24 protein-coding genes and 8 pseudogenes are annotated in these 23,561 nt (G+C 74.2%); 20 read left to right on the forward strand and 12 right to left on the reverse strand.

The window, feature by feature from the left end:
- Nucleotides 1-309 precede the first annotated feature (309 nt).
- The gene (locus tag ABD946_RS28845; RefSeq protein WP_345288433.1) at nt 310-450 is read left to right on the forward strand and encodes a hypothetical protein; all 141 of its coding nucleotides are present in this window, start codon (nt 310-312) and stop codon (nt 448-450) included.
- A gap of 444 nt (nt 451-894) precedes the next feature.
- On the opposite strand, the pseudogene ABD946_RS28850 reads toward ABD946_RS28845, so the two are convergent.
- The 4 genes and pseudogenes from ABD946_RS28850 to ABD946_RS28865 form a co-directional block, all read right to left on the reverse strand.
- Nucleotides 895-1,279: pseudogene (locus tag ABD946_RS28850) on the reverse strand (BlaI/MecI/CopY family transcriptional regulator).
- A 25-nt stretch (nt 1,280-1,304) separates the two neighbouring features.
- On the reverse strand, nt 1,305-1,967 hold the full coding sequence (locus ABD946_RS28855; RefSeq protein ID WP_345288496.1) for a phosphatase PAP2 family protein: 663 nt from the start codon (nt 1,965-1,967) through the stop codon (nt 1,305-1,307).
- A 75-nt stretch (nt 1,968-2,042) separates the two neighbouring features.
- Complete coding sequence (locus ABD946_RS28860) at nt 2,043-2,426, reverse strand: phosphatase PAP2 family protein (RefSeq protein WP_345288435.1); 384 nt, start codon at nt 2,424-2,426, stop codon at nt 2,043-2,045.
- Nucleotides 2,427-2,651: 225 nt separating this feature from the next.
- The gene (locus ABD946_RS28865) at nt 2,652-2,903 is read right to left on the reverse strand and encodes a hypothetical protein (protein WP_345279674.1); all 252 of its coding nucleotides are present in this window, start codon (nt 2,901-2,903) and stop codon (nt 2,652-2,654) included.
- A 214-nt stretch (nt 2,904-3,117) separates the two neighbouring features.
- Between ABD946_RS28865 and ABD946_RS28870 the strand changes: the two genes are divergently transcribed.
- The 3 genes and pseudogenes from ABD946_RS28870 to ABD946_RS28880 all read left to right on the forward strand — a co-directional run bounded on the left by ABD946_RS28870 (nt 3,118) and on the right by ABD946_RS28880 (nt 4,446).
- On the forward strand, nt 3,118-3,510 hold the full coding sequence (locus tag ABD946_RS28870) for a BlaI/MecI/CopY family transcriptional regulator (protein ID WP_345279676.1): 393 nt from the start codon (nt 3,118-3,120) through the stop codon (nt 3,508-3,510).
- A gap of 266 nt (nt 3,511-3,776) precedes the next feature.
- Nucleotides 3,777-3,980, forward strand: a pseudogene (locus ABD946_RS28875) (M56 family metallopeptidase); the annotation flags it as partial.
- Nucleotides 3,981-4,107: 127 nt separating this feature from the next.
- Nucleotides 4,108-4,446: a hypothetical protein gene (locus ABD946_RS28880; RefSeq protein WP_345288436.1), complete on the forward strand. Its 339-nt coding sequence runs from the start codon at nt 4,108-4,110 to the stop codon at nt 4,444-4,446.
- A gap of 95 nt (nt 4,447-4,541) precedes the next feature.
- Here ABD946_RS28880 and ABD946_RS28885 read toward each other — a convergent pair whose 3' ends face one another.
- Complete coding sequence (locus ABD946_RS28885; protein WP_345279680.1) at nt 4,542-5,480, reverse strand: MerR family transcriptional regulator; 939 nt, start codon at nt 5,478-5,480, stop codon at nt 4,542-4,544.
- Nucleotides 5,481-5,701: 221 nt separating this feature from the next.
- On the opposite strand from ABD946_RS28885, the pseudogene efeO reads away from it, so the two are divergent.
- The 5 genes and pseudogenes from efeO (at nt 5,702) to ABD946_RS28910 (ending at nt 9,159) form a co-directional block, all read left to right on the forward strand.
- A pseudogene (efeO, locus tag ABD946_RS28890) lies at nt 5,702-6,885 on the forward strand (iron uptake system protein EfeO).
- Nucleotides 6,886-6,917: 32 nt separating this feature from the next.
- Nucleotides 6,918-7,712 carry an iron uptake transporter permease EfeU gene (gene efeU, locus ABD946_RS28895; RefSeq protein ID WP_345288438.1) on the forward strand — a complete coding sequence of 265 codons (795 nt, stop codon included), beginning with the start codon at nt 6,918-6,920 and terminating at the stop codon, nt 7,710-7,712.
- Nucleotides 7,713-7,851: 139 nt separating this feature from the next.
- Complete coding sequence (locus ABD946_RS28900; protein ID WP_345288440.1) at nt 7,852-8,262, forward strand: hypothetical protein; 411 nt, start codon at nt 7,852-7,854, stop codon at nt 8,260-8,262.
- Between the two features lie 2 nt (nt 8,263-8,264).
- Nucleotides 8,265-8,684, forward strand: coding sequence for a CopD family protein (locus tag ABD946_RS28905; protein ID WP_345288442.1), 420 nt, complete (start codon nt 8,265-8,267; stop codon nt 8,682-8,684).
- Nucleotides 8,685-8,805: 121 nt separating this feature from the next.
- Entirely contained in the window at nt 8,806-9,159 is a 354-nt protein-coding gene (locus ABD946_RS28910; protein ID WP_345288444.1) for a hypothetical protein, read from the forward strand.
- A gap of 831 nt (nt 9,160-9,990) precedes the next feature.
- Here the strand turns inward: ABD946_RS28910 and ABD946_RS28915 are convergent.
- The gene (locus ABD946_RS28915) at nt 9,991-10,296 is read right to left on the reverse strand and encodes a carboxymuconolactone decarboxylase family protein (protein WP_345288445.1); all 306 of its coding nucleotides are present in this window, start codon (nt 10,294-10,296) and stop codon (nt 9,991-9,993) included.
- Between the two features lie 44 nt (nt 10,297-10,340).
- Here ABD946_RS28915 and ABD946_RS28920 point away from each other — a divergent pair, with 44 nt between their 5' ends.
- The 7 genes and pseudogenes from ABD946_RS28920 (at nt 10,341) to ABD946_RS28955 (ending at nt 14,052) form a co-directional block, all read left to right on the forward strand.
- Nucleotides 10,341-10,946: a winged helix-turn-helix transcriptional regulator gene (locus ABD946_RS28920; RefSeq protein WP_345288447.1), complete on the forward strand. Its 606-nt coding sequence runs from the start codon at nt 10,341-10,343 to the stop codon at nt 10,944-10,946.
- Nucleotides 10,947-11,293: 347 nt separating this feature from the next.
- Nucleotides 11,294-11,419 (forward strand): annotated as a pseudogene (locus tag ABD946_RS43020) (hypothetical protein); the annotation flags it as partial.
- A gap of 109 nt (nt 11,420-11,528) precedes the next feature.
- A complete protein-coding gene (locus ABD946_RS28930; RefSeq protein ID WP_345288450.1) occupies nt 11,529-11,669 on the forward strand; it encodes an AMIN-like domain-containing (lipo)protein in 141 nt (46 codons plus the stop codon).
- Nucleotides 11,670-11,998: 329 nt separating this feature from the next.
- A pseudogene (locus ABD946_RS28935) lies at nt 11,999-12,304 on the forward strand (SMI1/KNR4 family protein); the annotation flags it as partial.
- 97 nt (nt 12,305-12,401) lie between these two features.
- The gene (locus ABD946_RS28940; protein WP_345288501.1) at nt 12,402-13,037 is read left to right on the forward strand and encodes a hypothetical protein; all 636 of its coding nucleotides are present in this window, start codon (nt 12,402-12,404) and stop codon (nt 13,035-13,037) included.
- Nucleotides 13,038-13,226: 189 nt separating this feature from the next.
- Nucleotides 13,227-13,403: pseudogene (locus ABD946_RS43025) on the forward strand (alcohol dehydrogenase catalytic domain-containing protein); the annotation flags it as partial.
- A 256-nt stretch (nt 13,404-13,659) separates the two neighbouring features.
- The gene (locus ABD946_RS28955) at nt 13,660-14,052 is read left to right on the forward strand and encodes a zinc-binding dehydrogenase (RefSeq protein ID WP_345288454.1); all 393 of its coding nucleotides are present in this window, start codon (nt 13,660-13,662) and stop codon (nt 14,050-14,052) included.
- Here the strand turns inward: ABD946_RS28955 and ABD946_RS28960 are convergent.
- The 4 genes and pseudogenes from ABD946_RS28960 to ABD946_RS43035 all read right to left on the reverse strand — a co-directional run bounded on the left by ABD946_RS28960 (nt 13,961) and on the right by ABD946_RS43035 (nt 17,218).
- Nucleotides 13,961-15,004, reverse strand: coding sequence for a LysR family transcriptional regulator (locus ABD946_RS28960; RefSeq protein ID WP_345288456.1), 1,044 nt, complete (start codon nt 15,002-15,004; stop codon nt 13,961-13,963). The genes ABD946_RS28955 and ABD946_RS28960 overlap by 92 nt on opposite strands.
- Nucleotides 15,005-15,058: 54 nt before the next feature.
- Nucleotides 15,059-15,731: pseudogene (locus tag ABD946_RS43030) on the reverse strand (DUF998 domain-containing protein).
- 113 nt (nt 15,732-15,844) lie between these two features.
- Complete coding sequence (locus tag ABD946_RS28970) at nt 15,845-16,648, reverse strand: alpha/beta fold hydrolase (protein ID WP_345288457.1); 804 nt, start codon at nt 16,646-16,648, stop codon at nt 15,845-15,847.
- A 279-nt stretch (nt 16,649-16,927) separates the two neighbouring features.
- Complete coding sequence (locus ABD946_RS43035) at nt 16,928-17,218, reverse strand: alpha/beta hydrolase-fold protein (protein WP_425558727.1); 291 nt, start codon at nt 17,216-17,218, stop codon at nt 16,928-16,930.
- Nucleotides 17,219-17,298: 80 nt separating this feature from the next.
- Here ABD946_RS43035 and ABD946_RS28975 point away from each other — a divergent pair, with 80 nt between their 5' ends.
- Nucleotides 17,299-17,562, forward strand: coding sequence for a hypothetical protein (locus ABD946_RS28975; RefSeq protein ID WP_345288459.1), 264 nt, complete (start codon nt 17,299-17,301; stop codon nt 17,560-17,562).
- Here the strand turns inward: ABD946_RS28975 and ABD946_RS28980 are convergent.
- The gene (locus ABD946_RS28980) at nt 17,523-17,753 is read right to left on the reverse strand and encodes a dihydrofolate reductase family protein (RefSeq protein WP_345288497.1); all 231 of its coding nucleotides are present in this window, start codon (nt 17,751-17,753) and stop codon (nt 17,523-17,525) included. The two genes, ABD946_RS28975 and ABD946_RS28980, sit on opposite strands and share 40 nt — an antisense overlap.
- A gap of 106 nt (nt 17,754-17,859) precedes the next feature.
- A pseudogene (locus tag ABD946_RS28985) lies at nt 17,860-18,099 on the reverse strand (dihydrofolate reductase family protein); the annotation flags it as partial.
- A 799-nt stretch (nt 18,100-18,898) separates the two neighbouring features.
- Here ABD946_RS28985 and ABD946_RS28990 point away from each other — a divergent pair.
- From ABD946_RS28990 to ABD946_RS29000, 3 genes are all read left to right on the forward strand, one after another.
- A complete protein-coding gene (locus tag ABD946_RS28990; RefSeq protein ID WP_345288461.1) occupies nt 18,899-19,105 on the forward strand; it encodes a hypothetical protein in 207 nt (68 codons plus the stop codon).
- A gap of 1,710 nt (nt 19,106-20,815) precedes the next feature.
- On the forward strand, nt 20,816-21,592 hold the full coding sequence (locus ABD946_RS28995; RefSeq protein WP_345288463.1) for a hypothetical protein: 777 nt from the start codon (nt 20,816-20,818) through the stop codon (nt 21,590-21,592).
- Nucleotides 21,593-21,646: 54 nt separating this feature from the next.
- Nucleotides 21,647-22,252 (forward strand): hypothetical protein, encoded by a 606-nt coding sequence (locus ABD946_RS29000; RefSeq protein WP_345288465.1) that lies wholly within the window; start codon nt 21,647-21,649, stop codon nt 22,250-22,252.
- The last annotated feature ends 1,309 nt before the right edge of the window (nt 22,253-23,561 follow it).

A 23,561-nucleotide genomic window follows, 5' to 3' on the forward strand; every position in this document is an offset into this window, starting at 1 on the left:
ACGGGGGCCGAGGTGCTCTGGGCGGTCTCGATGTCCTCGTGGAGGTCGTGGGTGGCCTCGGCGGTGGACGTGGCGGTGGCCAGCAGGCAGAGCAGCAGTGCGGCCCCGGCGCGGCGGGCCAGGCCCGGGGACGGGGCGGGGGGCTGGAGGAGGGCCTGCATGCGGAGGGGGACGGGCCGGCGGTGGCGGCGAAGGCGGGGCGGGGCGGACGGCGGACGGGACGGGGCGAGGCGGCTGTCCCGATGCCCGGGCGGGTGAGGCGGCGGTCTCCCACGGTGGCGGCGGCGACCTCGTCGGCCAGCGTTCGGCGTGGAGGGCCAGCGGTGCGCGCAGCCCTCGTACGGCCGGGTGGAGCAGAACGGCGAGGTCGGTGACCAGGGTCAGCAGGTGGTGCCGGCCGGCGAGGTGGGCGCGTTCGTGGGCGAGCAGGACGGCTGCTCGTCGTGGTGAGGGCACGGAGCATGCCGGAGGTGACGACCACGAGGCCGGGGCGGCCGGGGAGGGCGAAGGCGTCCGCACTCGTCGCAGCAGGACGACCAGGTCGCCGGCCCGGCGGGCCGCGCGGAGTTCGGCGGGATCGGGCGGGCGCGCGACGGCGGACGGCTCGCACGGTGGCGCCCGGCCGCGGGCAGGCGGGAAGGGCGGCCAGCCGAGGGCGAGGGTGACGGGCCCGTCAGGGAGCAGGGGCGGGAGAGGTGGCCGAGGGCGGCGAGGAGGGGGAGTGCAGCAGCGCGCTGAGGGCGAGCAGGCGAGCGCGGCGGTGGACAGGGCGCCGGCGAGTGCGCCGTGACGGTCAGCAGGAGTGCGGCGGTGCGCGGTGCGAGGAGCGCGGCCAGGCGCCGCGCGAGCGGGGTGATGAGCCACGGGGCGAGCAGCGGAGCCCAGACCGCCAGGTCATCGCGGTCCTGCGGGTCGGAGGAGGCGGTGAGGAGGGCGCGGGACGAGGTCCTCGTCGTCGGGGCTGAGCTGGGAGATGAAGCGGGCCAGGGTGCCGGTGCGGTCCGTCCCCTTGTCGAGTTCGGAGTGCATGCGCCGGGCGGAGAGGGCGGCCGGATCCTCGACGGCAGGGGCGGTAGGTGAACGCGCGGCCCTGGCGGGTGCGGTGGACGGTGCCCTTGTCGTGCAGGCGGGCGAGGATCGTGGCGACGGTGGTGCGGGCGAGTCCGGCGGGGAGGGCGTGTTGGAGCTCGGTCGGGGTGAGCGGGCGCTCGGCGGCCCACAGGGCGGCCAGGACGGCGGCTTCCAGCTCGCCGGCCGGGCGTCGCGTCGCGTCGTTCACCGGGCTCCTCGCTTCCTCCGTATGACTACATCACCGTAGACCGCTGTCGGAGTCTAGTGCCGGGCGGCGGTGCGGCCTCCGGGGCTACGGCCGGGGCCGGGGGTGCGATGGAGGCGCCCGGGCGGAGGGAGGGCAGGAGCAGCGCCAGCCAGAACGCGGCGAGCAGCCAGCCGCCGAGGACGTCGGCGGGCCAGTGGACGCCGAGGTGGATGCGGGTGAGCCCCACCCCGGCGGCGGTGCCGATCACGGCTGCGGCCAGGGGGACACCGCGCCCGGCGCGCACGGTGGTCAGCAGGGCCCAGGCGAGCAGCCCGGCGGCGACGGCGGAGGTGAAGGCGTGCCCGGAGGGGTAGGCGTAGCCGCTCGGGTGGGCCGCGACCCAGTCCGCCACCGGCGGCCGGGGCCGCGCGAAGAGCCACATCAGGCCGTGGCGGACCAGCTGCCCGCCGGCCAGCACGAGCACCGGCGCGAGCGCGGTGACCAGTCGGGCCCGGGTGTCGGCCGTGTCAGGCCGGTGGCGGGAGAGGAGCAGGCCGGCCGCCGCGGCGGCCAGGTAGGGCGGGACGCCGGTGCCGAGGAAGGTGACGGCCACCGCCAGGTGCACCGACCACCCGGGACGGTGACCGACCGCCCACCGGTGCAGCTCGGCCTCCCCGGGCAGCGGGGCGAACCCCCGTGCGGCGAGCACGGTGGTCAAGGCTGCGAACAGCGTCCAGCGCGAGCAGCGCGGGAGCCCACCGGCGCAGCCGCGCCGCCCGGGCGGTCATGCGCTGACCAGGGTGCGCAGTCGGCCGGAGCGCAGCGTGGTGACGAGCGGTGCGCCGAGGCGGGCGGCACCGGCCAGCAGCAGGCCGAGGGCGGTGCCGATCAGGGCTCCGGCCAGGACGTCGTGCGGGTAGTGCACGCCGACGAAGACCCGGGAGACCCCCATCGCCACGGCGGCCAGGCCCGCGAGGGCGCCGAGCCGGCGGTCGCAGCGCCACAGCACCGCGGCGGCGGCGAAGGCGATCACCGTGTGGTTGCTGGGCAGGGACCAGTCCCCGGCCGCCGGGCACGCTTCGAGGGTCGCCCTGGCGGGGAGCACATGGCAGGGCCTGGGCTCGCGCAGCACCGACTTCAGCGCGGTGTCCAGCGCGAAGGCCGCCACCCACGATCACCGGCGCGGCGAGCGCGACGGCCATCACCGGCGCGGCGGCCCGGCGGGCCCGCCACCAGCCGATGAGCATCAGCACGGCGAAGACCACGAGTCCGTACGCCGACCAGGCGGCCACCGTCTCGCCGACCGCGTACGGCGCGCGGTGCGCGAGCGCGGTGACGTCCAGGTACAGCGACCCGTCGACCCGCGAGCCGTCCAGCGCGAGCAGGGTGCCGGTCACCGGGCACCGGCCTTCGAGGCCTGAGCGGCCTGCGCGGTCTTGCGCGAGCGCAGCAGTTCCAGGGCCAGCGGTGCCAGGGAGACGACGACGACGGCGGCGACGATCGGCAGGAGGTGGCGGTCGACATTGGGAACGGAGGAGCCGGCGAACAGCACCACGGCGATGCCCAGGGCGCCGAACGCGGCCAGCGGTGAGCTCGCGTCCAGGACGTTCACGGCCAGGAAGTGGGCAGGGTCGGGCATGGGCATGCGCCTCTCCTCGGGGGCGGCGCTGCCGTCCACGGTTGTCTACATCAATGTAGACACAAACCTCGTGCGCAGGCCAACTCCCTCCCGCGGTCGGCGAGCCGCCCGACGGGGACTGTTGGGCGGCCACCCCCGGTGCCCGTAAGGTTTGGAAAGGCACACCTAAGTGATCGGCCCGGGACCACCCGGGCGGCCGGGGGAGCAGGATGGGAGCGACATGGAGCACGACAGTCCGGAGGCCAGGCGCCCGCACGGCGAGCTCGTCGCCGACGTGATGGCCGTCCTGTGGGCCGCCGACGCCCCGATGACGCCCCAGCAGGTCAACGCCGCACTCGACCGCGACCTGGCCCGCACCACCGTGGGCACCATCCTCATCCGCCTCCACGAGAAGGGCACCCTGACCCGGGTGCGCTCCGGCCGCGGCTACGCCTACGCGGCGGCCGATGACGCCGCCGGCCTCGTCGCCGGCCGGATGCGCCGCGAGCTCGACGCCGGAGCCGACCGCGACCTCGTCCTGCAGCGCTTCGTCTCCTCCCTCTCCGGCGACGACGAGGACGTGCTGCGCCGCCTGCTCCGGCAGGCCGAGAACCCCGTGCGGGAGGGCTCGTGACGCTGGTCCTGCTCCTGGTCGTCGCGGCACTGGCATTCCCCTGGATCGTCGTCGCCGCGGCGCGCCGCCTCGCCGCCGCCCTGCCCCCGAAGGAGGCCTGCGCGGCGATCGTCTCGGCGGCCGTGCTGGCCGCCGGCGGCACCGGCGCGGCCCTGTTCGGCCTCGCCCACGTCCCCTTCCTCGCCGGTCTGGAACGGCTCACCCTCGCCCAGGTCACCACCGAGTGGCCCGCCGCCCTGCCGGTCGCCGTGCTCGCCGCGGCCGTCATGGCCGCCCAGCTCGTCCTGGTCGTCCGCCGCTGGTTCGAGCACCGCTCCCTGCTGGCCCGCGCCTGGGCCGACGCCGCGGACGCCGAAGCGGACGGCGGGCTGCTCGTGGTGCCGGGGGAGGGCCCCGACGCCTTCGCCCTGCCCGGCCGGCGCCGCCGCCCCGGGGCGATCGTCGTCACCCGCGCCATGCTCCGGGCGCTCGGCGAGGAGGAGCGCGAGGTCCTCGTCGCCCACGAGCGGGCCCACCTCGCCGGCCGCCACCCACCTGCTCTCCGTCACCGTCTACCTGGCCGCCGCCGTCCACCCCGCCCTGCGCTCACTGCGCCCGGTGCTGGACTTCCACCTGGAGCGGTGGGCGGACGAGGCGGCGGCCCGCGAGGTCGGCGACCGCCGCCTGGCCGCCGCCGTGATCGCCCGCGCGGCCCTGGCCGGAAGTGCGGCCAAGTCCCGGCGCGGCCCGCTGCTCGCGGTGAGCAGCGGGCCGGTGCCGCAGCGGGTCGAGGCCCTTCTCGGTCCGGTGCCGGTGCGGCCCGAGGCCGCCTCCGCCCGGGCCTCCGCCCTCGGCCTCGTCCTGGCGGTGGTCACGTGTGCCGTCGCGGCCGTCGCCGTCGCCTACGGCCTCCACGAGTACGTCGAACTCGCCGCCGAGGTGATCCGGGCTCGCTGACCGCCGATGGGGACGCAGGTGTGGTGAGCCTGGGCTCACTTCGCGCACCGGCCGTCGAGGGAACCGCCGGCACACGGCCCCGGGCAGCCGAACCGTCACTGCCGTGTCCGGGCGCGCAGGGCCTGGACGGACCAGTCGAGCACCGGTGCCAGACTCTCCGGGGCCGACCAGCCGTTGACCACCGCGAGGAGCCGGAGGTACCGCTCCCGGCGGGGGTCGTTCACGCTCTCCAGCCGAGTCACCAGCCGCCGGCGGAGCTCGACGTCGTCCGGGCGGCCGAGGAGGTGCGCGTAGTGCGCCGTGAACGCCGCCACGATCGGATCGGCCCGGGGCGAGGCCGGGTCGATGCCGGCCGTCAGGGCCGGGCCGACCTGGTCGCGGACGGCTGCGGCGATGTCGCGGCGCGGGATCGTCGTGCCGCCGAGGGCCTGCTCGGCTGCCTGCTCCTCGGCCATCAATCGCACGGCGGCGCGGAAGTCCGGGTCCAGGGACAGTTCGGCCAACTCCACCCAGGCCTGGACCTGTTCCTCCTCCGGGTTGTCGGGCAGTTCGGGGGTCATCGAGCGCATGGCTCCCGCGAACGCGGGGGCGGCGTCGAGACCGCCGAAGACGGCGTCGAGGAAGTCGCCGATCAGACGTCGGCGTCCGTCCTCGGAGAGCTGGGCCAGTCGGTGCATGTGTTCCGTCTCCTCGGGTGTGGACCCGCGCTCGGCCACCGCCGTCAGCACCGCGCGTCGCAGGCTGAGGACGCGGATCTGCACGGCCAGTGCTTCGGCGTGCGCCGCGGCGACTGCGGGGAGCGCGAGCTCGCGGTCCACGACCTTGCGGATCGTGGGGAGGTCCAGTCCCAGCTCGCGCAGGGTCCGTACGAGGTCCAGGCGTGCGACGGCGTCGATGGTGTAGCGGCGGTAGCCGGCCGGGCTGCGGTCGGTCGGCGCCACGATTCCGCGATCGGAGTAGAACCGGATGGTCTTGACCGTGAGACCGGTCCGCCGAGCGAGCTCGCCGATCGAGTAGAGCGTGTCGCCGTCCATGCCCCCACCTTCGTGTCTCCCCCTGATGGAGACTCAAGCCCCTTCGCCTGCCGGTAGCCAACCACTCCTCGTCCGTGGGTACGCCCGGGTGGATCGTGTGGTGACTACGTCGATGTAGACGGATGGCCGATTCCTGAACTAAGGTACGCCTAACCTAATGTCGCCCTCGCGGGCGGCGACCTGCTCGTTTCTCGATGCCCATCCACCCGTGGAGTCTCTTGATGTCCGTCCGCCGTTCGCACCTCGCCGCGCTGCTCACCGTCGCCGTGGCCGGAGTCGCGCTGACCGCGTGCACCGAGCAGAAGAAGGACGTCTCCTCGGACGGCGCGGTGCAGGTGAACGCCACCGACTCCGCCTGCGAGCTGTCGAAGACCACCTTCCCGGCCGGTCCGGTCAACTTCTCGGTCACCAACAAGGGTTCGAAGACCACCGAGGTCTACGTCTACGCGGCGGGGCGACAAGATCGTCACCGAGCGGGAGAACATCGGCCCGGGCACCAGGCCACCATCACCGCCGAGATCAAGGCCGGCGAGTACGAGGTGGCCTGCAAGCCGGGCATGGTCGGTGACGGCATCCGCCAGAAGATCACCGTCACCGGTGACGCGGCCCAGGCCAAGAGCGACCCGCGCCTGACCGCGGCGGTCACCGCCTACCGCACGTACGTGCAGGAGCAGGCCGACGCCACCATGCCGCTGGTGCGGAAGTTCGCCGACGCCGTGAAGGCGGGCGACCTGGAGGCCGCCAAGGCCGCCTACGCCCCCTCCCGGGTGGGCTGGGAGCGCACCGAGCCGGTGGCCGAGAGCTTCGGCGACATCGACCCGAAGACGGACGTCCGCGAGGACGGCCTGGAGCCGGGCCAGGAGTGGACGGGCTGGCACAAGCTGGAGAAGTCGCTCTGGGCCGACGGCAGATCACCGACGAGGACAAGAAGCTGGCCGACCAGCTGGTGGCGGACTTGACGGAGTGGCAGAAGGTGGTCGGCACCGCCGAGATCACCGCCACCTCGATGGCCAACGGCGCCAAGGAGCTGCTGGACGAGGTCGCCACCGGCAAGGTCACCGGTGAGGAGGAGGCGTTCAGCCACACCGACCTGGTGGACTTCAACGCCAACGTCGAGGGTGCGCTGAAGGCGTACGAGCTGCTCAAGCCGGTCGTCGCGGAGAAGGACGCGGAGCTGGCCAAGACCCTGGACCAGGAGTTCGCCGCGCTTGAACACCCTGCTCGCCAAGTACAACCAGGGCGGTACCTGGACCTCCTACGACAAGGTCGGCCGACACCGAGCGCAGGCCTTCTCGGACGCCGTCAACGCCCTGGCCGAGCCGCTCTCCAAGCTCGCCGCCGCGACCGTCGTCAACTGAGCCCCCGTCAACTCCTCAAGGAGAACGCCGTGTTCGCAACTACCTGATAGGACTGCGCGAGGGCCTGGAAGCCGGCCTCGTGGTCTGCATCCTGATCGCCTACCTGGTCAAGACCGGGCGCCGGGACCGCCTCGCGCCGGTGTGGGCGGGGATCGCCGCCGCCGTGCTGATCAGCATGGCCTTCGGCGCGGCGCTCCAGTTCGGCTCCAGCCAGCTGACCTTCGAGGCTCAGGAGACGGTCGGCGGCACGCTGTCGATCGTCGCCGTCGGCCTGGTCACCTGGATGGTGTTCTGGATGCGCCGCACCGCCCGGCACCTCAAGGCGGAGCTGCACGGCAAGCTGGACGCGGCCATCGCGATGGGCACCTTCGCCCTGGTCACCACCGCCTTCCTGGCGGTGGGCCGCGAGGGCCTGGAGACGGCCCTGTTCATCTGGTCCGCCGTCGCCGCCACCGATGACGGCGTGCGCCCGCTCGTCGGCGCCACGCTCGGCCTGCTCACCTCGGTCCTGCTCGGCTGGCTGTTCTACCGCGGCGCGCTGAGGATCAACCTGGCCAAGTTCTTCACCTGGACCGGCGCCATGCTGGTGGTCGTCGCGGCCGGCGTGCTCGCGTACGGCGTCCACGACCTCCAGGAGGCCGGGCTGCTTCCCGGGCTGCACAGCGTGGCGTTCGACATCAGCTCCACCGTCCCCAAGGACAGCTGGTACGGGACCTTGCTCAAGGGCGTGTTCAACTTCCAGCCCGACCCGACGGTGCTCCAACTGGTCGTCTGGGCCGGCTACCTGCTGCCCACGCTCGCCTGGTTCGTCCGTCCGGCGAGCTCCCCCGCGCCCCGTCCCGCTGCGGCGCCGACGCAGGACCAACCCGCGTAACCCCGGCTCGGAGAGCCCCACTCACCCACTCTCCGAGCCCGTCACCAGCAGGCCGCACCGCCCCGGCATCTCCCCGCTCCTCACCCGGCCGGTGCGGCCTGTCGCGTTCCTCCACACCTCACCACCCAAGGAGGGCCCCGTGGCCCCGTTGTCGCTTCCGCATGCCCACGCGCCGCTGGCCGGCGCCGTACCGTCCACCCCCCTCGGCCCCTTCGCCGACAGCGCGGTGAACTGGGCGGTGTGGGTGACCCTGATGGCGGCGGTCGGCCTGCTGGCCCTCGCGCTGCTCGCCGCCGTCCCCGCCGCCGTCCGCAACGCCGCCGACTCCGCGCCCGCCGTCACCGGACGCCTGGCCCTGGCTGCGGTGGTCGTCGGGGTGCTGGCCGTGCCCGCCGTGCTGACCGAGCTGGCGCACGCCCGCCTCGCCGAGCCACGGCTACGACTACGCGAAGGCGTTGGAGCTCGCTCTTCGACGGCAGCAACAAGGGCCGCCTGTCCGGCATCGAGGTCACCTCCTCCCTGCTCGGCGCCCTGCTGGCCGCCCCGCTGACGGTGCGTTCGATCGCGGCCGGCCGGGCGCGCGGCCCGCTGCTGTCCGCGGCCCTGCTCTGCGCCGCGGTCGCGCTCGGCGCCACCAAGTTCCCCTCGCAGGCACCGGCAGACCGGGGCGGGGGCACCTTCGACGCCGTGGTCTGGCAGCTGCACCTCCAGGGCGGCGGCGTCTGGATCGGGGGCCTGCTCGGGCTGCTGCTGCTCGCACTCCCCGCGGTCGTCAACGGCGCCGGGCGCCGTGCCTTCTGGTCGGCCGTCATCCGGCGCTTCTCGGTCGCCGCGATGGCCTGCGTCGCCGCCATCACCCTGTCCGGGCTGTTCCTCTACTGGGCGCACGTGGACGGGCTCTCCCAGCTGCTGAGCACCATGTACGGCCGGGTGCTCGGCGTCAAGATCCTCATCTTCGGCGGATGCTGCTGATCGGCGCCTTCAACCAGTTCTGGCTGCACCCCCGCATCGAAGCCTGCGCGAGGAGGGCGACCAGCGGGCCGCCTGATCACCGTGCTGCTGCGCCGCTTCCCGGCCGTGATCGCCGTCGAGGTTGCTGCTCGGCCTGGCCCTGCTGTTCGTCGCGCCGTTCCTCCACGGCTCCGCCCGGAACCAGGCCCACCAGGCCGACGTGGCCAGGCCGGTCCGCGACCGACATCCCGGCGAAAGAAGCTGCCCGAAGCTCCCGGCCAAGAAGGTCAGCACCTCGACCTGGGTCTGGGGCACGGCCGAGACGGCCGCCGTGGTCGTGGTGATGATCGGCGGGTACCGCTCTTTCTCCGGCCGGCTGGCCGCGCGCCCGTCGCGAGAACGGCGCCGTGCCCGCCACGAGTTGACGGGCGAGGACGATCGCCGTCAGGGCCCGGGGCCGCGCACGTCGAGGCCGTTTTCGGTGAGGCACCCTTGACAGTCGGGTGGTCCAGACCAGCAGGATGTGACCCGGCCGGAGTGCCTCAGGCCGCCGAAGTCCCCACCTCCGAAGGGAGCGCGCGGCCCGATGGCCGGACCCGTTCGCGCACCGCTCCGAGCCCTGCTCGCCGGAAGCCGTCACCGCCGCCGCCCTCGCCGGCGCGGCGCTCACCGGCTCCGGCACCGTCCATGCGGCAGGCTCCCACTGCCCGCCCCCACCTCCTCCCGTCGCCCCTCCGCGTCGGGTGTCCCAGGTGCCCGCCGTCCAGGTGCGGCTCAGCCCGGGCCTCGGGCACGGTGACCGCCGGTTCGTCGACCACACCGCGACCGTGAGCACGGCCATCATCAACAACGGCTCGAACACCTCCCGTCGCGATGGCGGTCACCGGCGTTCCCGCAGGGGTCACCGCCTCGTGTCAACCCCGTCCTCGGTCAGCGGGAGCGCCGGCGCCACCCTGTCGGTGTCGACCGCGTCCACGGCCGTCCCCCGGCACCTACCCGCTGACGGTCAAGGGCACGCTGACCGGCACCTCGGCCACGTCCTCCGCGACGTACACGCTCACCGTGACCGGCACCGCCCCGGCGTGCTCCACCGCCCCCTGGGGCCGGCACGCAGGTCTACACCGGTGGCGACACCGTCTCCTGGAAGGGCCACCGGTGGAGCGCCAAGTGGTGGACGCTGGGCGAGGAGCCCGGCACCACCGGTCCAGTGGGGCGTCTGGCAGGACCTCGGTACCTGCTGATCCGCACGGATCGCCGGGCCGCGCCCCGCGACCGGGGCCCGGCTCCGCGACGCGTGCGGACTCCCTCCGCTCAGGCCGGCACCGGATCACTTCGCGGCGATCGGCCTGGTGCCGGGCTCCAGGGGCAGCCGGAGCGCCCGGACGGCGAAGGAGACGGCGTGGTACCAACCGCAGACCAGGACCAGCTCGAGCGCGGCGTCCTCGTCGGCGACGGCGACCAGCCTCGCCCACGCCTCGTCGGAGAGGTCGAAGGTCGTGTGGAGCTCGTCGACGGCTTCGAGCACCGCACGGTCCGCCGCGTCCAGCAGTCGTCCGCCGGCGTTCCGGGTGGCGAGGGAGGCGAGCTGCGCGGCGTCGAGCCCCGCCTTCTCGGCGAAGCCCGCGACGTGCACGGCCCACTCGTAGTCGGCTCCCGCAGAGCGCGGTCGTCCGGTCGATGACCAGCTCGCGCCGGCGGAGCGTCCAGGGCGGAGCGCCGGGAGAAGTAGTAGCTTCCCCAGCCCGCGATGGAGCGGGCGAGCTCGGGCCGGCGCGCCCACACCCGGAACAGCTGGATGGGGGAGGGCCCGAGGAGGCCGAGGGCTGCGGCGGCCTCCTCGTCGTACGGCGGCGAGAGCGGTTCGATGCGCGGGCGCTTCGATTTCAGAGGCATGGCGGCACGCTAACATTGGCGCTTCGGAAAGAGAAGCGAACGAGGGAAGCAGATGGCACCGACACCCCTCCCGGGCCGACCGGTCCGCGGCTCGCAGACGGGCCCGCCCGATCATGGCGCTGCTCGACCTCCTGGGTCGGCGCTGGGTGCTGCGGGTCCTGTGGGAGCTGCGGGACGACTCGACGCCGACGTTTCCGGCAGCTCCAGCAGCGCTGCGACGGCATCTCCTCGAGCGTCCTGGCGGTCCGGCTCCGTGAGCTCGGACAGGCCGACCTCGTCGAGCACGCCGGTGAGGGCTACCTGCTCACCGGTCAGGGGCGGTCCCTGCTCGAACGCCTCGCCCGGCTCGACGCCTGGGCCGCCGACTGGCGGCCCAGGGCCGAGGGCTGACGGCCCGTCAATCCTCCTGTAAGCCCGAGTCGGTGGCCCCGCGAACAAATCGTCGTACGTGTGCAACCTCAAGGCCGGACGGAGCGTATGTACAGGCGAACGAACGATCGACGTACCTGACGGGGAGACAGATGATGCGACGTTGGACGGCTGTACCGATGGCACTCGTGCTGGCCGGGATCGGAGCGGCGGTGATCCCGGTGACGGCCTCCGCGGCGGCACCGGCCGCAGCCGTCGCCGCGTGCGAGACCGGCTGGGGCAGCCTCGCCAAGGCGGGCGGGGCCGATGCCGAGGACTACCGGTACATGACCGGCGTCAGGACCGGTACGCACCCCTGCTTCGACCGCATGGTCGTCGACGTGCCCGGATCGTCGCCCGCCAAGCCGGTCAAGTACCGGATCGAGTACCAGGATTCACCGATCCGCACGAGCACCGGCGACGAGCCGATCCCCGTCGCGGGCGGCAAGGTGCTGAACATCGTCGTCTGGGCGAACACCTACGACGCCGACTGGAACCGGACCTACCCCATGCGCACCGGGGAGAAGCTGCCCGGGCTCGACTTTCACGGGCTACCCCACGTTCGTGGAGGCGCGGGGCGGAGGGTCGCACGCGGGCGAGACGCAGTTCGGCCTCGGGGTCCGGGACCGGCTGCCGTACCGGGTCTTCCAGCTCGACAACCGCCTGGTGATCGACGTGGCCCACACCTGGGGCACCACGAGCTGACCCGCCGGGCGCGGACCCACGCCCCCGTACCGACGGCGGACCGGTACGGGGAGCGTCCTGCGCCCCTCCCCGGCAGCCCGCGTCCGCGTACGGCGGGTAGGCCGTGTGGGGAGCCCGGAATCCGCCGTCCGGGGCGGGTGCCGATCAAGCTGTCGGCGCCCCTGTCTAGAGTGCGTTCCATGACAGCAGATCTGGTCCGGGAGTCGTGGAGCCGAATCGACGCGTGGCTGCGCGAGCACGCGCCTCGCACCTTCGCGTCCCTCCGGCCTCCCGCGGGGGACGAGGAACTCGCGGCGGCGCAGGAGGAGTTGGGCCTCACCTTCCCTCCGGACCTGGTCGCCTCACTGCTCCGGCACGACGGTGCGCAGGAGGGGCCGGAGGCCTTCCGCTTCCCCACGGACGACCGCCTGCTGGGAGTGAGCGGGATCCTCGAGAAGACCCGCTTCCTCCGGGACATCGCCGCCGACCTCACCGAGGACCTCACCGAGGACCTCGACGAGGACCTCGAAGAGGACGAGGCCGGAGGCTACTGGCACCGTGGCTACGTCCAGTTCGGCACCTACGAGGCCACGGCGGACGGCCTCACCGTCGACTGCCGCACCGGGCAGGACACCTTCGGTGCGATCGGGCGGTTCTTCGACGAGACCGGTACCGCTTTCGGCAGGGCCGGTTCGCTCGGCGAGTACCTGGCGGAGCTGGCCGACCGGCTGGAGCGCGGCCGGGACGCCGGTTGTGGTCACGTTCAACGGCCGGCTGCTCTGGGAGTCGGCGATGCCGGCCCACCCCGAGTGGGGCAGTGCCGACGATCCGCTGCCCGCAGCGGACGAGCGGCTTCCGGAGCTGGACCTCTCCTGCAGCCCCGCCGACCTCCTGCACGCCGTCCACCTGGACGGCCTGGAGGAACTCGGCTCGCTGCTCGCGGTCGTGCCGGCGGAGCGGGTGGCGGAGGCCGCCCGCAAGCAGCTGCGCCGACTGGCGGTCGAGACGGGCCTGGCCAAGTACCCGGAGGTCGGTGCGGCCCTGGACGCGTGGGACCGGGGTGAAGTCCCGCCCCGGCCGGAGCAGTTCGACCCGCTGGTCCTGCGCCTGCGCGCGGTGGTCGCGCAGGCGGGCGCGCACCGGGACGACACCCGCCGGTGGGCCGCCGAGAAGATGGTGCACGGGATCTGGGGCTCGCCCTACCGGTCGGTGTACGAGAGCGCGACCACCCGGAGCCGACTCACGGTCGACTGGCGTGCGGACCTCCACGCCGACCTGGGCGGACAGCCGCTGCCGCCGATGCCCGACGACCGGTTCTGGGGAACTCTGAGCAACCCCGCCGTCGACTCCAGCTGGTACGCCGCCCGCCACGCCGAGGCCCGGGACTGACCCCGGGACCGACCCACGCCCAGGCGGGGTGGAGGGCACGGCCGGTGACGGCTCCTCAGGTGGTCCTGCGGTAGGTGCCGGGCGGGGTGCCGTGGACGCGCACGCATCCACGCGTTCGGCGACGCCTCGGTGATCCGCCTCGACCACGTCGCGCGACCGCGCCCCGGCTTCGGCGAGGTGCTGCTGCGGGTGGCGGCCGGATCCTTCAACCCCACCGAGGCGGCGCTGCGCGCCGGACTGCTGCAGGCGTTCCTACCGGTGGAGCTCCCGTACGCGCTCGGCTGGGACGTCGCCGGCACCGTGGTCGAGACCGGCCCGGGCACGGAGGGGATCGCCGTGGGCGACCGGGTCGTCGGACGGCTGGACGGCGGCGGTGCGGCGGCCGAGTACGTCCGGGCACCCGCCGCCCTGCTGACCGCAGCGCCGAGGTCCGTCCCGCTCGCCGACGCCGCCGCGCTCCCCGTCGCGGGCCTGACGGCGTGGCAGGCGGTGTTCGAGCACGGGAAGGTGACCACCGGTCAGCGGGTACTGGTCAACGGTGCGGGCGGCGGGGTCGGCGGATTCGTCACCCAGCTCGCCAAGTACGCCGGCGCCGAGGTCACCGCCACGGCCGGTCCTCGCAGTGCCGCGGCGGTCCGGCGGCAGGGGGGCCGACCGCCTCGTCGACCACACCGCCGGACCGCTGGGCGACGCGCTCGACGGCCCGGTGGACGTCCTGTTCAACCTGGTGCCGCTGAGCCCGCCGGACGCCGCGGCCTTGGTGCCGCTGGTGCGGCGGGGCGGGCGGATCGTGTCGGTCGCGACCCCGGTCGAGCCGTCGCACGACGCCGGTGTGAGCGCGGTCCACCTGGTGGCCCGCAACGACGTCGCGGACCTGGCGGCGCTCGTGGGTCTCGTCGACGCGGGCGCGGTCCGCCTCGACATCAGCTCCGCCCGCCCGCTGTCCGAGCTCGCAGAGGTCCACCGGCTCGGCGAGGCGGGCCTGATCCGCGGCAAGGTCCTGATCGTCCCGTGAGCGTGCCCGGCGGCCTCACGGGGACTGCCAGGGTGTCGGCGCTGCCCGCCCCCTCCGGGTGGAGCGAGTGGGCGGCCTGCTGGGCGGAGCGGGCGAAGGAGCGCAGCAGCGGGGTGTTGTTGGTGGTGAGCCAGGCCGGTGCCCACTCGATCGGCGGCGCGTCGGCGAAGGGGACGCAGACGACGTCGGGCCGGCTGTAGAACCGGGTGACCTGCGCCCCGACGATGGCGGCGCCGAGGCCGGCGCCGATGAGTTGGAGGGCCTCCTGGAAGGTCTCGATCCGGGGGCCGTCGGCTATCGCCTCGCCGCCCGGGGTGCGGGACGGGCGGCGGTCGGCGAGCCAGGACCCGGGCCGGGAGCCCGCGATCCGCAGCAGCGGGATCCGGGCCAGGTCCTCCATGGTGACGTGGGTCTGACGGGCGATCGGATGGTCGGCGGGCACGGCGAGCATCCGTGGTTCGGAGAGCAGCACGGGGCCGACGACCAGGTCCGGGTCGGTGAGCGGGAGGCTGAGCAGGAGCACGTCCAGGTCTCCCGCGCGCAGCCGGCCGAGGGCTTCGGCGATCTGCGCCTCGCGGACCTCGACCCGGCAGCCGGGGCGGTGCCGGGGGAACAGGTCCGCGGCCCGGTGCGCCACCTGCCCGGCCGCCGCCCCGACGTAACCGACCGTCAGCTGCTCCCCGGTCCGGCGGACGGTCGCGGTGGCGCGGTCGAGGCCGGCCTGGATCTGTTCGTAGCCGGGCCGCAGGTCCTGCTCCAGGGTGTGGCCGAGCTCGGTCAGGCGCACCACGCGGTTGGTCCGTTCGAACAGTGGAGCGCCGATCCGCCGCTCTAGTGCCTTGACGGTCTGGCTGATCCGGCCCGTCGTCACGTTGAGGCGGGCCGCGGTGCGGCCGAAGTGCAGTTCCTCGGCGAGGGTGAGGAACGCCTCGAGTTCCAGACGTTCGATCATGTCGTGTGGTCCACCCTGCCCGTGACGCTCCGTCGGCCGCTGTCGAAGTGATCATTATGACCTCCGGGTGGTGGCCCGCAGTCGGCAGCCGACGGCGGTGAGCCAGAGCAGGCCCAGCGCGGCCCCGGCGGTGAACGCCGCCACGGTGGCGGCCGAGGCGGCGAACCCGGCGATCACCGCCACCGGGACGAGGCGGGTGGTGACCGCCCAGGCCCGCTCGCCCCGGGCCGCGAACGCGCGGGCCAGCACCGGGAACGCGGCGCAGAGCGCGAGGTAGCCGACCGTGCCCGCGACCATGTGGACGGCGCCGTGACCACTGAGCGTGCCGGTGCCGGTCTCCGTGGTGCCGGGCGGGAAGCCGGCGCCGGGGTCGGCGGTGAAGACCCCCGGCGATCAGGAAGGAGAGACCGAACACGGCGATCAGCCGGGGTGCCCAGACGCCACCGGGGCCGCCGCGCAGGGCGTGCCGCAGCCCGGCGGCGCCCGCAAGGACGAGCAGGCCGGTGAGCAGGAAGAAGCCCACCTGGATCCAGCCGAGCGCGCCGAGGCTGAGCTGGCTGAGGGCGTTGCGGGTGAAGTCGAAGCCCTCCCGGGTCAGGCCCTGGGCCAGGCTGGCGGCGAGGAAGACCGGCCCGGCGGCGATGGTGCCCACCAGGAGGAGCGGGGCCGGTGGGCGGGGCGGCACGGTGGGGGTGGTCGACGTCGGAGGGGTCAGTGTCTGGGGCACGGTGGTGGTTCCCGTTCTGTCGGTGCGTGAGCTGGTGGTCGGTCAGGGAGGCGCCGCACGGGCACCCGTCACGGTGCCCGTGCGAGGGGAGGAGCAGGTGGGAGGGGCAGGCGTCAGGCGAAGAACGCGAGCAGTGCGGGGGCCAGGACCTCGGCGGCGACCTCGTGGGTCTGGCCTTCCAGGGTGGTGCGCCGGGCGCCGGGGACGGCCGCCTCGACGGCGCGGGCCGCGGCGCGCAGCAACTCCGGACTGGCGCCGCCGTCGACGACCAGGACCGGTGCGGTGATCCGCGCGAGGGCCTCGGCCGGTACCCGGGCGCCCGTGCCCAGGGCTTCGGCGTCGTGGGCCAGGGTCGGCGCCACGGCTTCGAACAGCGGCCACACCGGGGCGTTGCGCATGCCGTCGGCCACCTCCGGCGGCATCCCCGCGAAGGTCATGAACCGCACCGCGGCGTCCCCCCGCCGGCCGTCGGCCAGGGCGGCCGTCAGATCGCCCCGGTACGCGTCGAACCGCTCGCTCTGCAGGTCGTCGGTGCTGAACGGCGGCTCGTAGACGGCGAGTCGGGCGATGCCGACGCCCTGGGTGGCCGCCCGCAGGGCCAGCGCGGCACCGGAGGACAGGGCGACGACGTGGGCCGAGCCACCGGCGGCGGCGATCACCGCGGCGAGGTCCTCGATCTCCCGCTCGACGGCGAACGGCTGGGTGTCGCCGCTCCCCGCGCGGCCGCGGCGGTCGTAGGTGTGGACGGTGTGGTGGGCGGCGAGCTGGTCCGCGATGGCGGAGCCCGGCCCGAAGGCGCGGTGACACAGGGCTCCGTCGACGATGACGACCGCCGGTCCGGTGCCGGTGGTGGAGCAGGCGATGAGGGTGCCGTCGGAGGAGATGACGGAGGTGGAGGTGGAGGTGGTGGTCGTCAAGGGGATCTCCTCGGGAGATGGAGGGAGGATGTCGGCCGGCTTGTGCGGAGGCGAAATCAGCCAGCAACCGGGCCAGCAGGTCCGGGTGTTCGAGGTGGAGGTCGTGGCCGGCGCCGGGGACGCTGACGGCGGTGGTGGCGGGGCGGCGGCGGAGCATGCCGGTGATCTCGGCCGGCGGGAGGATGCCGTGCTGGCCGAGCACCAGCAGGGCGGGGCGGTCGATCGCGGTCCACTCGTCCCAGTACGAGCGGTGGGCGAGCTCGGAGAGCGAGGCGACCATCACGTCCCGGTCGAAGCGTGGCCACCAGCTGCCGTCCCGCGGTTCCAGGCCGTCCGCCCACACGGCGCCCACCGCCCCGCCGCCGAAGAACCGGGCGGCCGCCTCGGGGGAGGGGAACGGCACCGGCCAGGAGTCCAGCACGGCCGCGATCTCCTGCTGCGCCACCGGGCGCGGCCCCCGGGCCCGGCCTCGACCAGGACCAGGCCGCCGAACAGCCCCGGGTGTGCGGCGGCGGCGAGCAGCGCGGTGTGGCCACCGAGCGACTGTCCGACCAGCAGGGGCTGCCGCAGCCGAGTTGGCCGACCGCCGCCACCACGTCGGCGACGTACGCGGCCCGCGACACCTCGGCCGGTCGGCGGGTGGAGCGGCCGTGCCGCGTTGGTCGAACGCGACCACCCGCCCCGCGCGGCTCAGGGTGGCGGCCACCCGGTCCCACTCGCCCGCGTGGGCCGGCCAGGCCGTGCAGCAGCAGGACGTCACGGCCGGGCGGCCCGGTCCAGTCCCGGCAGGCCAGACGGACGTCCGCCGCCGCACGACGGTGCGCGGCGTCCACGCGGTGGCCCGGGACGCCGCCGGCACCCCCGCCGCGGCCCGTCAACGGCCGGCCGCCGCGGCGCCGCGGGCGGGCCGGTGACGCAGCAGGACCACCTGCCCGTCGAGGGTACGCGGGACTCGACGAGCTCCAGCCCGAAGCGCTTGCGCGGCCCCGGGGAAGACCGGCTTGCCGCCGCCGAGCACGACGGGGTGGACGAAGACCTGGTACTCGTCGATCAGCCCGTGCTCGGTGAGGTGGGCGGCCAGTGCCGAGCCGCCGAAGAGCAGCAGGGTGCGCGCCGTCGCCCTTGAGCGCGCTGAGCTCCTCGAGGACGTCGGTGCCGATCACCCGGGCGTTCCAGTCGGCCCGCTCCAGCGTGGTGGAGACGACCACCTTCCGGGCCGCGCGCCAGATCGGGGCGAAGGCGAGGTCGTGCTCGTCGGTCGAGTACTCCTCGGCCTTCGGCCAGTAGCCGGCCATCAGCTCCCAGACGGCCCGGCCGTACAGGAACACGGTCTGGCGGAGGCGGTGAGGCCGGGAGTGGGCCGACATCTCCGGCCCCATGACCGGCCAGTCGAACTCCCCGCCGGGGCCCTCGATGTAACCGTCCCGCGACTGGTGGACGAAGTACGTGATGGGCGGGGTGTGCCGGTGTTCGTCTGCTCATGAGCCTCTCCAGAAGTATCGGTGGGTGTGGGTGTCCGGCCCGTCCCCACGATCCCGTCGCGACCGGAAGATGATCAACGGCCGATTCGTCGGGAAGCAGTGTTTAGCGGGACTCAACCACGAAGGCGGGACTCGCTGCACAAACGCTCCAGGTGCGGTGCGCGGCGGCGAATCGATGCACGGTGAGAGCGTGACCCGCGGTGCGGTAGGTAGGACCGAGACATGGACGCGTATACCCGAGCGGCCCCCTGCGCTGTCTGGTCAGCGGAGCCACCGCATACAGTCGGGGCCGGCTGGCGCCCGAGCTCCTCGCCCGCGGGCACAACCGTCCGCTGTCTGGTCCGCGACCCGGGCCGCCTGCGCGACCAGCCCTGGCGCCGGTGGAGACGCCACCGGCGACGTCACCGGGCCCGAGAGCCTCGACGGGGCCTTCGACGGCGTCGACGTCGCCTACTACCTGATCCACTCGCTCGGCACCGGGCCCACCTTCGAGGCACCGACCGGGAGGCCGCCCGCGCGTTCGGGGCCGCCGCCGCGGCGGCCGGGGTGCGCCGCATCGTCTACCTCGGCGGCCTCGTCCCCGCACACTGCCCCCGACGGCCTCTCTCGCCACACCTGCGCTCGCGCGCCGAGTCGGCCGCATCCTGCGCGAACAGCGGCGTCCCACCGCCGAGCTGCGCGCCGCCGTGATCATCGGCTCGGGGAGGCGCCTCCTTCGAGATGCTGCGCCACCTCATCCGACGCCTGCCCGCGATGGTGACCCCGCGCTGTGTCTCCACACCGGATCCAGCCCATCGCCGTCCGCGACGTCCTGCACTACCTGTCGGCGCTCGCCCACCTGCCGGCCGGGCTCGACCCGCAGCTCGACATCGCGGCGCTCGACGTCCATCACGCCATACGTAGAGATGATGCGGTCAGTTACGCCCGCATCACCGACTGTGTCACCGCCGCTCTCATCGTCCCGTCCCCGTCCTGACGCCCGCCGTCTGTCCATGCCACTGGGTCGGCTCACTGTGACCGCCGGTGCCGAACTCATACGCCCGTGACACGCCTGGTCGGAATCGCTGCGCACGAGGTGTCTGCGGTGCGACGCACGACATCGCCCGCTGGGTGCGGCTGGCAGGGCGCTGACCGGCTTCGACCTGGGCGTCCGTCGAGCTGGCCCCTTAAGTGGTGGAACAAGCGCCCGTGGTACGCGTCCGAGTCAAGGATCGCCGACGTCGTGTCCACCACGCTGGTCGTCCGTCCTCGCTGCCGCGGTCGCAGCGTGACCCGTTGTGCCGAGCGTCGAAGCCCCGACTGGCCGGAGGCAGCTGTACCAGACCGTCCGTGTGAGCTCACCGTGTCGCGTGCACCGCCCGCGCGCCGTCTGGCATGGTGATGCGAGTGGGGCGATCGGCGGTGACAGACGCTGTGGTACTGCGCTCCTTCCCGCTCGCCGCTGGGCCCCTGCGCGGCTGCTCGACCGTGCCTTGTGCGCGTGGCCGAGTGGCGTCCGGCCTGCGCTGCGCGGACGCCGCGCGACCGGCTGAGGCTGCGTATGTCGGGGACTCCCTCGACTTCTGGTGCGCGTGGAGGAGATCGATGACCTCGGGCCAACGCTGACTGCGCCGCTGCGCGTGCGGACGATGCGGGCTGCCAGTGCCTGGCCTGGCTGGATTGCTCTCCGTGACGCCGCGGCGACCACGGGCGCACTATATACCGCCAGCGGGCCCTGTCCACCCGCACGGGGACCGTGGTCGCCGGGCACGTCGCCTACTGGTGGTCGGGTCGCGCCGTGTCCACACCTTCTGTGTTCGCCGGCATGCCCGCAAGCGATCACCGTGAACGCGCGGCCAAGGGACGGTTACCGCCGCCTCCCGATGCGCCCGTCTGACCGCCGCTCAGGACCCCGCGACGCCGACGGCGGCAACGGCTCCGACGCGCGGCGCCACCGTCGACAGAAACTCGCGCGGACAGCCCGCCCGGCCCGGCGGGAGGCCTGCGCCACCGGCGCGTATCGGCCGTGAGCGTACGGCCGTGCGCCGAGGTCCTCCCCGACCGGGCCTCGGTCGCGCTCCGACGTCAGCTGTGCCGTGTCCCTGTCACTTCGGAGCTCGTCCGGTACGGTCGTGCCGCGCGCGCGCGGTCGTGAGTGGCGCCGGGACGCAGGTGCGAGGGGTGGGGTCGATGGCAGCCCGGGGCAGTGGCGGCCCGCGGCATCGGACGGTGTCTCGCCGCCTCGCGCCGACCTGCTGGCGGCGCTCGACCGCTGCGTTATCCGCGCCGCCCGCGCCACCGCAAGGCCGGGTCAGTCCTGCGCGATGCTGGAGCAAGCCACGCGGCATCTGCCCGCAGACAGCCTCTCGGCTACCTCTTGCGCTGTGGTGCGACAGCGCGATGCGGTCGTACGTCCTCGCCGCGGTGGTGCTCGCCCTCGCGTGGCACCCGGGACAGCGCCCGCTGGGGGCCGCGGCCTGGGAGCGGTGTCAACTCCCGACCCGCGCCCGCGCCACCGCCGCGCCACCGCCCGCCGTGCCTCCCGCGCCGCGCGAACTGCCGCGCAGCACACCGTCGTTCGTCGGGCGCGAGGCCGAACTCGCGCGCATCGCCCGCCGTCTGACCCCGGCTCCCGGCCGACCCCGCCGACCCCGCCGACCCGCCGACCCCGCCGGGACCGGCGGACTCGCCGACGGCCCGGCCGTTGGTGGGTGGTGCACGGGCCGGGCGGGGCCGGGAAGTCCGCCCTGGTCGTCAAGGCCGCGCACGCCGCGGCGGCCGCTTCCCGGACGGCCAGCTGTACGCGGACCTGCGCGGCGCCAGCCCCGGCATCGATCCGCTGACGGTCGCCGAGGTGCTCGGCCGCTTCCTGCGTTCGCTGGGCGTCGTCCCGCCGCCGACCTGCCCGGCGGCACCGCCGAGGCCGCCGCCCGCTGCGCACCCTGCTGGCCGGGCGACGGGTCCTGCTGTGCTGGACAACGTCGGCACGGCGGACCAGGTCGAGGCCCTGCTGCCCGCCGACGGCGGCTGCGCCGCCTGGTCACAGCCGGGCCCGGCTCGGTCTTGGGACGCCGTCCGGATCCCGCTCGGCGGCTGCCCGCCGGACGAGGCGCTGGAACTGCTCCGCCCGCACCGTCGGGCCCGGCCCGGTCACGCCGACCCGGGCGCCGCCGCCCGGGTGGTCGAGCACTGCGGGCTGTGCCCCTGGCATCCGGATCGCCGGAGCCCGCCTCGCCGCCCGCCCCCGACTGGACGCCCGCGCTGCTCGCCGACCGCCTTCGCCGACCAGCGCCGCCGACTGGACGAGCTCCGCTACGGCGACCTCGCCGTCCGGCAGCAGCCTCCAGGTCGGACTGGACGCGCTCGCCGAGAAGCAGGACCGCACCGCCCTGCTGCTCGCCGCCGAGGCGGACTGCCCCGGCTGACGGTCCCGGCGGTGCCGCCCTGCTCGGGGTCGCCGAACCGGAGGGGACGCGGGCGGTGACCGGCTGGTGGAGGCGGCCCTGCTGGGAGGTCGCCGACGCGGGCGGCCCCCCGAATGCACGACCTGGTCCGGCTGCACGCCGCCGAACAGGCCGCCGCCCTGCCGGCCGCGCTGGTCGAAGGGGCCCTGCTGCGGCTGGCCCGGGCACTACCTCGGCGGCGCCGACGCGGCCGCCCAACTGCTGCGCGCCGACCCGGCGACCCGGCTCGCCGGGACTGGCTCGACCCGGGTGGACCGGCCGCGCCGCCTTCGCGGACGTCCCGGCGCGGCCCCGCCTGCTGGCGCGAACGCCCCACCCTGCTCGCCCTCGCCGGCGCCTGGCAGCCGCGCCGGGGCCCGTCGCGCGCTACCCCCTGTCCTGCTGCGCACCCTTCAGGCGTACCTGCCGCGCGGGGCCACTGGTCCGACTACGGCGCGCTCGCCGAACTCGCCGGACATCGCCACCCGGATCGCCGACCCGCGGGCGAGGCGCTGGCGCTGATCGCCCTCAACGGGATCGACCAGCGGGCCGGCGGCTTCGCCGACGCCGCCGCCAAGCTCGACCGCGCGCTTCCGCGGCCCGCACCGCGGCCGGAGCGGGTCGGTGAGGCCTCCGTGCTCTCCCACTACGGCCACCTGCACCAGCAGGCCGGAGAGCACCGGCGCGCCCTGGAGCGCTAGCCATCAAGTGCTCGACCGCTACCAGGAGTTGGGCATGCCGATTCAGCAGGCCTGACCCTGCACAACTCGGCGAGATCCACCTCGACAACGGCGACCCGGCGCGGGCGGTGGCCCGGCTGGGAGGAGTGCCTGGTCCTCCAGCGCGAGGCCGAGGACCTGCTCGGCGAGGCCCGACGCTGACCCTGCTCGGCCTCGCCCACGGCGAACTCGGCTCTCTCCCCGTGGCGTTGGGCCACCTGGAACCGGGCTGGCCCTGGCCGAGCGCACCGGCCACCGCGACGCCCGGTGGCTCGCCCTGACCGTCCGGGCCGAACTGCGCAACCCGTACCGGTCACCCACGCCAGGGCGCGGACGACGCTCGCGCCGCCCCGCGACCTGCACGCCCCGTCGGGTGCCGGTACCGGCACGCCCTCGCCCTCACCGCCACTGGCCCGCGCGAACACCGGGGCGGTGAGGGCTCCCCCGAGGAGTCCGAGCGGGCCCGGGCGCTGCTCGCGGGCTGCGCCCGCCGCCGCTCCGGGGCCTGGAGCGGCTGCTCACGGCAGCGGTACTGGGAGCCGTTGTTGACCTTCAGGGTAGACCGAAGCGATCCACCCCTGCTCCTGGGTGCCCGAACGCCGCCCGTACCACCAGATGTTCGAGCCGACCTGGGAGGTGGAGACGTAGCTGCCGAGCCCAGCACCACAGGTTAGAGCGAGGTGCTCAGGGCCCAACTGCCCTTGACGGTACAGGTGTTGTGGTCCGGCCCGGTGCGGTAGTGACCCCGCTGGCGATCACCGTGCCGTGGCGTCGCTACACACACACACATTGTTGTAGGTGCGCCCACTCACCGGTAGTGCTGTCGATACGACGTGGGATTGGCCGCCGACGGCGTGTTGCGGTGAGTTATGTCGCGCGAGAGCTGGCGACGCGTACCGTGTGGCGCTGCCGAAGGTGCGACGTGATGGCGCGTAAGGAAGGGCGGTCAGCGCTGGCGTGTCGTGACAGTCTTCAAGGAGGTCCGTGAAAACGCCGTCCGTGAAGTGATACACATACACAGTGCGCAGCAATATCGCGGGACGCTGGCTACCACGCTCACCCGTCGGAGAGACAGGATCGCTGGTGTAGGATAACACATACACGCAGAAGTACGAGTACGTGTCGAGAGGCTGCGAGGTGCGCACAGGGTTAGCATACACTGAAGAGTGCAATCACGCGTGCATCAGGGTAATGACACCTTCAGCAAGGTACCGCGCGGTGAGCGCTGATGAAGGATAGGGGACATATGCCGAGCGGATCAGGCCCCTCCCTGGTGCGGCGCACGTGGGCA

Source organism: Kitasatospora albolonga (assembly GCF_039535905.1).
Taxonomy (GTDB): domain Bacteria; phylum Actinomycetota; class Actinomycetes; order Streptomycetales; family Streptomycetaceae; genus Kitasatospora; species Kitasatospora albolonga.

Bases quoted from the DNA above. Each gene is read 5' to 3' on its own strand.
- ABD946_RS29000 (WP_345288465.1), top strand. From the start codon at position 21,647: ATGCACGACCTGGTCCGGCTGCACGCCGCCGAACAGGCCGCCGCCCTG.
- ABD946_RS28885 (WP_345279680.1), bottom strand. From the start codon at position 5,480: ATGGACGGCGACACGCTCTACTCGATCGGCGAGCTCGCTCGGCGGACC.
- ABD946_RS28870 (WP_345279676.1), top strand. From the start codon at position 3,118: ATGGAGCACGACAGTCCGGAGGCCAGGCGCCCGCACGGCGAGCTCGTC.
- ABD946_RS28865 (WP_345279674.1), bottom strand. From the start codon at position 2,903: ATGCCCATGCCCGACCCTGCCCACTTCCTGGCCGTGAACGTCCTGGAC.
- ABD946_RS28960 (WP_345288456.1), bottom strand. From the start codon at position 15,004: ATGATCGAACGTCTGGAACTCGAGGCGTTCCTCACCCTCGCCGAGGAA.
- ABD946_RS28920 (WP_345288447.1), top strand. From the start codon at position 10,341: ATGACCAGCTCGCGCCGGCGGAGCGTCCAGGGCGGAGCGCCGGGAGAA.